Source organism: Cupriavidus basilensis OR16, assembly GCF_000243095.1.
GTDB classification, from domain to species: Bacteria; Pseudomonadota; Gammaproteobacteria; order Burkholderiales; family Burkholderiaceae; genus Cupriavidus; species Cupriavidus basilensis_D.
Genome location: NZ_AHJE01000029.1, coordinates 114,719 through 125,180, shown reverse-complemented (window position 1 = coordinate 125,180; position 10,462 = coordinate 114,719). Strand labels below are relative to the sequence as shown.

The following is a 10,462-nucleotide window of genomic DNA, read 5'->3' as shown; positions in this document are numbered from 1 at the left end:
GAACCCGCGCGTGGCGCCCGACTTCATCAACCAGGATTTCGCCGCCGTCGATGCGGTGAAGCCGGGCGAATACTTGCTGCGCCACGTGCCCTATGATCAGATCGAGCACGTGGTCGATGCCATCTCCGCCACGGCGGAGCAGGCCGCCCAACTGGAAATGCCGGCCACCCAGCCGTGCCTGCTGCTGACCCGCCGTACCTGGACGGGCGGCACCCCCGTGACCTTTGTACGTTGCCTGCACCCAGGCAACCGTTACCGCCTAGGCAGCCGATTCCGCGCCGATGGCAACCCGGCCTTCGGCTGAACCAGACGCGGGCCGTTAGATTCTTCAGATTCACCAGCCAACTCACGAACCGGGCTGTATAGACAGGGACATACAAATGAGCGCCACCCAAGCCAACCAAACTTCCCGCCCGCTGCTGACCTTGCGGCCCGGCGCCGTCACCCTTGCCGACCTGCGCCGCATCCATCGCGGCGAAGTGCGCCTGGCGATGGACGAATCCGCGTGGGCTGGCGTGCGTGCGTCCCAGGCCACCGTGCAGGACATCATCGACGCTGATGCCGTGGTCTACGGCATCAACACCGGCTTTGGCAAGCTGGCGCAAACGCGCATCCCGCACGACAAGCTGGCCGAGCTGCAGCGCAACCTGGTGCTGTCGCACAGCGTGGGTACCGGCGCCGACCTGGACAGCGACACCGTGCGCCTGGTCCTGGCGATCAAGGCGGTGAGCCTGGCGCGTGGCCACTCAGGCATCCGCCCGGAGATCATCGAGGCGCTGCTGGCGCTGGCCAACTCGGGCGTCGCGCCCTGTATTCCCGCCAAGGGCTCGGTAGGCGCGTCCGGCGATCTCGCGCCGCTGGCGCATATGTCGTGCACGCTGATCGGCGTGGGCGACGTGATGATCGACGGCGTGCGCCGTCCGGCCGCCGAAGGCCTGGCCCACGCCGGGCTGTCCGCGTTCACTCTCGGCCCCAAGGAAGGCTTGGCGCTGCTCAACGGCACCCAGGTTTCCACCGCACTGGCGCTGGCCGGCCTGTTCGCCGCCGAAGACATCTTCGCCGCCGGGCTGGTGGCGGGCGCGCTGTCGCTCGAAGCCATCAAGGGCTCGGTCAAGCCGTTCGACGCCCGCATCCACGCCGCACGCGGCCAGGCCGGGCAGATCGCCGTGGCTGGCGCCGTGCGTGCGCTGCTGGACGGCAGCAAGATCGTGGATTCGCACGTGAGCTGTGGCCGCGTGCAGGACCCGTATTCCATCCGCTGCCAGCCGCAGGTGATGGGCGCCTGCCTGGACAACCTGCAGCATGCCGCGCGCGTGCTGCAGATCGAGGCCAATGCCGCGTCGGACAACCCGCTGGTGTTCCCGGAACAGGGCGACGTGATCTCCGGCGGCAACTTCCACGCCGAGCCGGTGGCGTTTGCCGCCGACATCATCGCGCTGGCCATCGCCGAGATCGGTGCGATCTCCGAGCGCCGCCTGGCGCTGCTGCTCGATTCCGGCCTGTCCGGCCTGCCGCCGTTCCTGGTGCGCGACGGCGGCCTGCATTCGGGCTTCATGATCGCGCAGGTCACCGCCGCGGCGCTGGCGTCCGAGAACAAGTCGCTGGCGCACCCTGCCAGCGTGGACAGCTTGCCGACTTCCGCCAACCAGGAGGACCATGTGTCGATGGCCACCTACGGCGCGCGCCGCCTGGGCGATATGGCGGAGAACACCGCCGTGGTGGTTGGCATCGAAGCCATGGCCGCCGCGCAGGGCATCGAGTTCCACCGCCCGCTGGAATCCTCGCCGCTGGTCGAGATCGAGATCGCGCGCATTCGCGAGCGCGTGGCCTTCGTGGAAGGCGACCGCTACTTCGCGCCGGATATCGAGGCGATGAAGCAGTGGGTGAAGCAAGGCGATGCGGGTGCTGGTTGGCCCGAGTCGGTGCGCCAGGTGCTGCCGTCGCAGGCGGGCGTGGCTTGATGCGCGCGCAAACCCTCAAACGCCGTCTGAACCGCTGAACCGCTGAACCTGAACCGCTGAACCGCTGAACCGAACTGAACAGGCAGGAGAACCCCACATGAACGCCAACGAACACCAATTCGCCAAAGCGGCACCCTTGCGCGGCCAGCGCGAGATCCGCGCGCCGCGCGGCACCGAGCTGCACTGCAAGAACTGGCTGATCGAAGCCGCCTACCGCATGCTCCAGAACAACCTGGATCCCGACGTGGCCGAGCGCCCGCAGGACCTGGTGGTGTACGGCGGCATCGGCAAGGCGGCGCGTAACTGGGAGTGCTTCGACGCCATCCTCGACAGCCTGCGCAACCTGGGCGAAGAGGAATCGCTGCTGGTCCAGTCGGGCAAGCCGGTGGGCGTGTTCCGCACCCATGCGGACGCGCCGCGCGTGCTGATCGCCAACTCCAACCTGGTGCCGCACTGGGCCACCTGGGACAAGTTCAACGAGCTGGATCGCGCCGGCCTGATGATGTACGGCCAGATGACCGCAGGCTCGTGGATCTACATCGGCACGCAAGGCATCGTGCAGGGCACCTTCGAGACCTTCGTCGAAGCCGGCCGCCAGCACTACAACAACGATCTCTGCGGCAAATGGATCCTCACCGCCGGCCTGGGCGGCATGGGCGGCGCGCAGACGCTGGCAGGCGTGCTGGCCGGCGCCTGCGTGCTGGCGATCGAGTGCCAGGAGTCGCGCATCGACTTCCGCCTGCGCACGCGCTATGTCGACAAGAAGGCCACCAGCATCGACGAGGCGCTGGCCATGATCGAGCAAGCCACGCGCAACAAGCAGGCCATCTCGGTTGGCCTGCTTGGCAACGCCGCCGAGATCATGCCGGAACTGGTCAAGCGCGCGCAGGCCGGCGGCATGCGCCCGGACATCGTCACCGACCAGACCTCGGCGCACGACCTGGTCAACGGCTACCTGCCGGCGGGCTGGACCGTGGCGCGGTGGGAAGCCGCGCGCGCGGCGGATCCGAAGTCGGTCGAGGCGGCCGCCAGGACTTCCATCGTTGGCCATGTGCAGGCCATGCTGGCCTTCCAGCAAATGGGCGTGCCTACGCTGGACTACGGCAACAACATCCGTCAGGTCGCCTTTGACGAGGGCGTGGCCAATGCCTTCGATTTCCCGGGTTTTGTGCCGGCGTATATCCGCCCGCTGTTCTGCCGCGGCAAGGGCCCGTTCCGCTGGGTCGCGCTGTCGGGCGACCCCGAGGACATCTACAAGACCGATGCCAAGATGAAGGAGCTGTTCCCCGAGGACGCGCACCTGCACCGCTGGCTCGACATGGCGCGCGACCGCATCGCCTTCCAGGGCCTGCCCGCGCGCATCTGCTGGGTGGGGCTGGACGAGCGCCACCGCGCGGGCCTGGCCTTCAACGAGATGGTGAAGAGCGGCGAGCTGAAGGCGCCGATCGTGATCGGCCGCGACCACCTGGATTGCGGCTCGGTTGCCAGCCCCAACCGCGAGACCGAAGCCATGCGCGACGGCTCCGATGCGGTGTCCGACTGGCCGCTGCTCAACGCGCTGCTCAACACCGCCGGCGGCGCCACGTGGGTCAGCCTGCATCACGGCGGCGGCGTGGGCATGGGTTTCTCGCAGCATTCTGGCGTAGTGATCGTCTGCGACGGCACCGACGCCGCGGCCAAGCGCATCGAGCGTGTCCTTTGGAACGACCCGGCCACCGGCGTGATGCGCCACGCCGATGCCGGCTACGAAAGCGCAATCGACTGCGCGCATGAGAAGGGCCTGAACCTGCCGATGGTGCCGAAGGCGGCTGGCGCATGAACGGCGTCGAACGCTTCTCGCTCGGCGCGCTGGCCGCGCAGCCCTGGAAGAACGGCGGCGGCGTCACCCGCGAGATCGCGGTGTGGCCGCCGGGCGCCGGCATGGACGCATTCCTGTGGCGCGTGAGCGTGGCCGATATCGCCGCCGATGGTCCGTTCTCCGCCTTCCCCGGCATCGATCGCCAGATCGTGCTGCTGGACGGCGAGGGTGTGCGCCTGCTGGCCGACGATGACAGCTTCGATCATCGCCTCGATACCGTCGGCGAGCCCTTTGCCTTTGCCGGCGAGCGCGGCGTGCAGGCCACGCTGCTGGATGGCGCCACGCGCGACTTCAATGTGATGACGCGGCGCGGCCAGTGCCGCGCGAGCGTGGTCGCCGCGCGCGACGAGTTCACGATTGCGCCCGGTGCGCCCATCGTGCTGTTGTTTGTGGTTGAAGGGGCATGGCGCCACGGCGTCGCTGGTCAGGGCGGGCAAGCCGTGCTGGCGAGCGACGACGGCATGCTGTTTGCCGAAGGCGTAGCGGTGCCGTATCGCCTGCAGGCGATGTCGGAGCCGGCGCTTTGCCTGTGCGTCACCCTGGAACTGGAGTTGGAGAACCCGTAATGAACCTGAATCCGGCGCAGGCCGCCACCCCTTCGTCCCGTCCGCCGACGGCGTCTGGCATCGCTGCCACCTGTTGCCCGACTGCGATCCCGCCAGCGCAATCCGTGACGCCGCGTTGGTCGTGCAGCAAGGCCGCATCGCCTGGCTCGGCACGCAGGCCGAACTGCCGCAAGCGTACGCAGCGCTGCCGCGCCACGACGGCGGCAACGCCTGGATCACGCCGGGCTTGGTCGATTGCCACACCCACCTGGTGTATGGCGGCCAGCGCGCCGATGAATTCGCCATGCGCCTGGCCGGCGCAGGCTATGAGGAAATCGCACGCGCCGGCGGCGGCATCGTCTCCACCGTGCGCGCCACCCGCGCCGCCGATGAAGACACGTTGTTCGCGCTGGCCGCCGCGCGTCTCGCGCCGCTGCTGGCCGAGGGCGTGACCGCCCTGGAGATCAAGTCCGGCTACGGCTTGGATCTCGCCAGCGAGCGCAAGCAGCTGCGCGTGGCGCGCCGCCTGGGCGAGGCCTTCGGCGTGACGGTGCGCACCACCTTCCTCGGCGCGCACGCGCTGCCGCCGGAATACGCGGGCCGCGCCGACGACTACATCACGCTGGTGTGCGACACCATGATGCCTGCGCTGGCCGAGGAGGGTCTCATCGATGCGGTGGACGCCTTCTGCGAATCCGTCGGCTTCAGCCTGGCGCAGACCGAGCGTGTGTTCCAGGCGGCCGAGCGCCTTGGCCTGCGCGTCAAGCTGCACGCCGAGCAGCTCAGCAACCTGGGCGGCAGCGCGCTGGCCGCGCGCTACCGCGCGCTGTCGGCCGATCACCTGGAGCATCTCGACGAAGCTGGCGTGATGGCGATGGCCGAGTCCGGCACGGTGGCTGTCCTGCTGCCGGGTGCCTACTATTTCCTGCGCGACACCAACCTGCCGCCGGTCGCGCTGCTGCGCCAGCATGGCGTGCCAATGGCGATCTCCACCGATCACAATCCCGGCACGTCACCCGTCACTTCGCTGCTGCTGATGATGAATATGGCGTGCACCCTGTTCAGGCTGACCGTGCCCGAAGTGCTGGCAGGCGTCACCACGCACGCCGCGCGCGCGCTGGGCGCGGCCGACCGGCACGGCCTGCTGGCCGCCGGACGCACCGCCGATTTCGTGCTGTGGCAGGTCGATTCGCCGGCCGAGCTGGCCTACTGGTTCGGGCGCAATCCCGCCACCGCCGTGGTGCGGCAGGGCAAGGTCCATCCCGCCGCCACGCCAGCGCAAGGCGTGCAGCCATGAGCGCCGGAACCCTGTTCGCCGCGCAGGCGCTGCTGCCCACGGGCTGGGCCAGCGATGTGCTGCTGGCTTGGGACGGCGCCGGCGCATTCACCGCGGTGCAGGCCGGCGCGATAGCCGGGCAGGGCGTGCCGCGCGCGGCCGGGCCGCTGCTGCCGGGCATGCCCAACCTGCACTCGCATGCCTTCCAGCGTGGCTTTGCCGGCCTGACCGAAACCCGCAGCGAGACGCTGGCCGACGGCCAGGAGAGCGATTCCTTCTGGAGCTGGCGCAAGCTGATGTACCGCTTCGCGCTGCGGCTCTCGCCCGATACGCTTGAGGCCATCGCCACGCAGCTCTATATCGAGATGCTGCGCGCCGGCTACACCAGCGTTTGCGAATTCCATTACGTGCATCACGACACGGACGGCAAGCCTTACGCCGACCCCGCCGAGATGTCGCTGCGCCTGCTGCGCGCCGCGCGGACCGCCGGCATCGGCATCACGCTGTTGCCGGTGCTGTACCAGACGGCCGGCTTCGGCGGCAAGCCCGCGGTGCCCGATCAGCGCCGCTTCCTGCATGAAACGGACGCCATGCTCGCCTTGCTTGGCCGGCTGGCCCCGCAATGCCATGGCCAGGCCCGCCTGGGGCTTGCCCCGCACTCGCTGCGCGCGGTGCCGCCGCAGAGCCTCGCCGACGCCGTGGCGGGCCTGCACGCGCTGGACGCAAAAGCGCCCGTGCACATCCACATCGCGGAGCAGCAGCGCGAGGTGGACGAGTGCATCACGCTCACGGGCACGCGCCCGGTGGCGTGGCTGCTCGACCATGCCGAGGTGGATGCGCGCTGGTGCCTGGTGCATGCCACGCACCTGGACTGGGACGAACGCCGGCGGCTGGCGCATAGCGGCGCGGTGGCCGGCATCTGCCCGACCACCGAGGCCAACCTGGGCGACGGGGTCTTCGATGCCGAGCCCTACCTGGGGCAGGGCGGCGTCTGGGGCATTGGCTCGGACAGCCATGCCAGCATCAGCGTGGCCGAAGAGCTGAGGCTGTTCGAGTACGGCCAGCGCCTGGCACTGCAAAAGCGCAACGTGCTGGCATCGGACGCGCACAAGCAGGTGGCGGATCGCCTGTACCTCGATGCCGCCTTTGGCGGAGCGCGCGCGTCGGGCCGGGCTATCGGCGCGCTTGCCGTCGGGCAGCAGGCGGATTTCGTCGTGCTGGACGGCGCGCATCCCGCGCTCTCGGGCTTGTCCGGCAGCCAGGCGCTGGCGGTCCATGTGTTCACCAACCATGGGCATGAGACACTAGCGGAAGTCCGCACGGCGGGCCGCACGCGCGTGCAGCTTGGTACGCACGCATTGCAGGCCGACGCCGGCAAGCGCTTTGCCGCCGCGCGCGCAAGCCTGCTGACTGAATGAATGACTGAATCCCGGCGCACCATGCGGGCCTGATGCTTGAGGCTACCTACAAGCCTTTGACAAGCATCAGGGCCGCATCGATTCGCACCTGCGCCTTTACGTTGCAAAGTAGCAAACAAGAAAACATGGCCTTCTCGACCGATACCCCCGCTTTCACCCTGCATCGCGGCACGCGCCCGCTGCTGGTGTCGATGCCGCATGTGGGCACCCACCTGCCGGCCTCCGTGTCCGATCGGCTGACCGCCGAGGCGCGCACCGTGCCCGATACCGACTGGCACCTGGAGCGCCTGTACGATTTCGCGCGCGAACTCGGCGCCTCCATCCTGGTGGCCACCCACTCGCGCTACGTGGTGGACCTGAACCGCCCGCCCGACAACGCCAATCTCTACCCCGGCCAGGACACCACCGGCCTGTGCCCGGTCGATACCTTCGACAAGACGCCGATCTACGCCGACGGCAGCAGCCTGCCCGCCGACGACGAAATCGCCGCGCGCCGCGATGCCATCTGGCACCCGTACCACGGCGCGCTCGCCGCGGAACTGGCCCGCTTGCGTGCCGAGCACGGCACCGTGGCGCTGTGGGACGCGCACTCGATCCGCTCGGTGCTGCCGCGCTTCTTCGAGGGCAAGCTGACCGACTTCAACCTCGGCACCGCCAATGGCGCTAGCTGTGACGCCGCGCTGGCCAACCAGCTGCTGGATATCGCTGGCGCGTTGCCTGGCTATACCTCGGTGCTTAACGGGCGCTTCAAGGGTGGCTATATCACGCGGCAGTACGGGGTGCCGGCGCAGGGCGTGCAAGCCGTGCAGCTGGAGCTGACGCAGTCGGCCTATATGAGCGAGACCTATCCCTTCGCCTACGACGAAGCGCTGGCTACGCGTATCCAGCCTACGCTGAAGACGATGCTGGAGACGGTGTTGGGGTACGTGGAAGCGCGGTAAGGTTGCTGGCCCCGCTGACGCGGGGGTGTCACTTGGGGGCAGGGTTTTGATGCTTCTAGCTGCTGTCGCGGCTGTACGGTGTTGGCCGTTTTGGAACGTGTGAGATGTCACTTTTCTTTACTCGTAAAGAAAAGTAACCAAAAGAAAGCGATCCTTGCAGGAGGCTGGCTTGTCGGGGTTGCGTAGCCCGGTGGTTTCGTCGTCAGGCCCCGGGTTTTAATGAACTCGTGCCGTTACCAATTCAGACCACCACGATTCTGCTGCTGTCGGGGATTCGTGGTGGGGCCCACGGTAGCGGAATCCTTGCCCGTTCGCACATCTGCCGTTACCGGTTCGGTGTGTCACGACACATCATGCTGTGATGGTTTCGTGGTGGGGTGGGCGCGGTGACGAAATTCATCGGCCAATCAATCCGGTGCCACCGCGCCCACGACGAACGGAACGCTTGCAACTTCGTGGCCGGTCACCCCGCGAGCGACAGACGGCTTGAAGTTCGTGGTGGCCGCTACCGGGGGGACCACCACGAATCCCTGGGCATCGGCCGGGTCGTGGTGCTCTGAACTGGTTACGGCACGAGTCCATTAGAACCCAGGGCCGTACGACGAAACCATTGGGGTGCCCAATGACGCCATGCCAGCCTCCTGCAAGGATCGCTTTCTCTTGGTTACTTCTCTTTACGAGTAAAGAGAAGTGACATCCCACACGTTCCAAAACGGCCAACACCGTACAGCCGCGCCAGCAGCTAGAAGAACAAAAACCCCGCCCACAGAGCTACGCCCGCGTTAGCGGGGCAAAAGACGCACCCCATAGCCACGTGTCGCATCTCCCTTCCTTCCTTCCTTCCTTCCTTCCTTCCTTCCTTCCTTCCTTCCTTCCTTCCTCCCTCCCTACAGCAACGAATCCGCCAACCGGCAAAGATTCTGCCAAGTCCGCGTATGCAGCGGCCGCCGCTGCCAAACCGCCCGCACTACCGTCTCACTATTAGCCAGATACCGCTGCTGAATCCGCCGCATGCGCGCCACCACGTCACGGTCATAGATCACCAGCGCGGCCTCCGCATTGAGCGCGAACGAGCGGATATCCATATTGGTTGAGCCCACCATGGCAACTTCATCGTCAATGGTGACATGCTTGGCATGCAGGAAAGCGGGGCGGTACAAGTGGATTTGCACCCCCGAGTCCAGCAGCACGCCGAAGTAAGCCTCCTGCGCGGCCTGCGTGAAGCGCTGGTCGATCCGTTGCGACAACACCAGGTGCACCGCCACGCCACGGTAGCAGGCCAGGTGCAGCGCTTGCAGGAAGGATTCGTCCGGCACGAAGTAGGGCGTGGTGATGACCACTTCGCTGCGCGCGCGGTGGATCATGCTGATCAGCGCCATCTGCGCGTTCTGTGTGCCGTAGCCCGGCCCGCTGGGCAGCATCTGCGCGATGTGCGGGCCTTGTGCCTCCATGGGCGGGAAGCTGCCGAGATCGAAGTTGCCGTCGCCGGTTTCCAGGTAGCGGTCGGCCAGGAACACCGCTTGCAACTCCGCCACCACGGGCCCGGTCACGCGCGCCACCAGTTCTTCATTGGGCAGCCCAGGCATCGACTCGGCATCGATCACGTTTTGCGAGCCGATGTAGCCAATGCTGCCGTCCACCACCATGATCTTGCGGTGATTGCGCAGGTCGAAGCGCGCGCTCTTGCCTTTGAGCACGGCCATCAGCGAGCGCATGGGCAGGGCCTGCACCACCTCCACGCCGCCGTCGCGCAGCGTGTCGGCAAACATGCGCCAGCCAGCGCGCGCGCCCAGCGCGTCCACCAGCAGGCGGCAGCGCACGCCGCGCGCGCTGGCCCGCAGCAGGGCGTCGGTAAAGGCGCGGGCGGTTGCGTCCGCAGCGTAGATATAGACCAGCAGATGGACTTGGCGCCTGGCGCCGTCGATATCGGCAATCATCGCGGCGACCGTCGCGTCATAGTCGTCGAGCAGCGTCACGGCATTGCCGCGCATCGGCGCGTAGGAGCCAAGCCGCTCGATCAGGCCGGCCGCGTCGGCGGCCACGGCGGCGGGCAGCGGCTGCAATGGCGCGAAGCGCGCCACCCGGTCACGGACGTTGGCGATGCCTTGGTTGATGCGGGCCAGCTTGAGCCGGCGCGACTTGGGGTAGTAGATGCGGCCGAACAGCGCATAGAGCAGCAGCCCCACCCACGGCAGGAAGAAGATCAGCAGCAGCCAGGTGCGCGCTGCCGCGGGCGCGCGGCGCTGCGGCACGTAGACCAGCATGGCCAGGCGGATCGCCCATTCCGCCAGCGTGAAGATCGATGGCCACAACCAGGACATGTCCACGGGCATGGCGCCCTGGAGCGGGCCAACCCAGGATGCGGGAAGGACAGTGGGAGGCATGCGGCTAGGCGGCTGACGGCGGATCGCCCACCATACCAGAGCCGTGCGCGCGAGCGCGTGTCAGGCCGATGCGGGCCGA

General features: G+C 67.7%; 8 protein-coding genes. 7 read left to right on the top strand and 1 reads right to left on the bottom strand.

What is annotated here, in order from left to right; translation table 11 throughout:
- The 7 genes from OR16_RS12030 to hutG all read left to right on the top strand — a co-directional run.
- Positions 1-304: UTRA domain-containing protein (locus tag OR16_RS12030; RefSeq protein ID WP_006158236.1), on the top strand; the 304-nt coding region annotated here is incomplete at its 5' end.
- Between the two features lie 76 nt (positions 305-380).
- Positions 381-1,961, top strand: a complete 1,581-nt coding sequence (gene hutH / locus OR16_RS12025; protein ID WP_006158235.1) for a histidine ammonia-lyase — start codon at positions 381-383, stop codon at positions 1,959-1,961.
- Between the two features lie 97 nt (positions 1,962-2,058).
- Positions 2,059-3,780 carry a urocanate hydratase gene (gene hutU / locus OR16_RS12020; RefSeq protein ID WP_006158234.1) on the top strand — a complete coding sequence of 574 codons (1,722 nt, stop codon included), beginning with the start codon at positions 2,059-2,061 and terminating at the stop codon, positions 3,778-3,780.
- Positions 3,777-4,385, top strand: a complete 609-nt coding sequence (locus OR16_RS12015; protein ID WP_006158233.1) for a HutD/Ves family protein — start codon at positions 3,777-3,779, stop codon at positions 4,383-4,385. The genes hutU and OR16_RS12015 overlap by 4 nt, the downstream gene beginning before the upstream one ends.
- A 73-nt stretch (positions 4,386-4,458) precedes the next feature.
- The gene (hutI, locus tag OR16_RS12010) at positions 4,459-5,661 is read left to right on the top strand and encodes an imidazolonepropionase (RefSeq protein WP_006158232.1); all 1,203 of its coding nucleotides are present in this window, start codon (positions 4,459-4,461) and stop codon (positions 5,659-5,661) included.
- Positions 5,658-7,058 carry a formimidoylglutamate deiminase gene (locus tag OR16_RS12005; RefSeq protein WP_006158231.1) on the top strand — a complete coding sequence of 467 codons (1,401 nt, stop codon included), beginning with the start codon at positions 5,658-5,660 and terminating at the stop codon, positions 7,056-7,058. Before hutI ends, OR16_RS12005 begins: the two co-directional genes overlap by 4 nt.
- Positions 7,059-7,183: 125 nt before the next feature.
- Positions 7,184-7,999 carry an N-formylglutamate deformylase gene (hutG, locus tag OR16_RS12000; protein WP_006158230.1) on the top strand — a complete coding sequence of 272 codons (816 nt, stop codon included), beginning with the start codon at positions 7,184-7,186 and terminating at the stop codon, positions 7,997-7,999.
- Positions 8,000-8,886: 887 nt separating this feature from the next.
- On the opposite strand, the gene cls is transcribed toward hutG, so the two are convergent.
- Positions 8,887-10,383 (bottom strand): cardiolipin synthase, encoded by a 1,497-nt coding sequence (gene cls, locus OR16_RS11995; RefSeq protein WP_237717032.1) that lies wholly within the window; start codon positions 10,381-10,383, stop codon positions 8,887-8,889.
- Between the last annotated feature and the right edge of the window lie 79 nt (positions 10,384-10,462).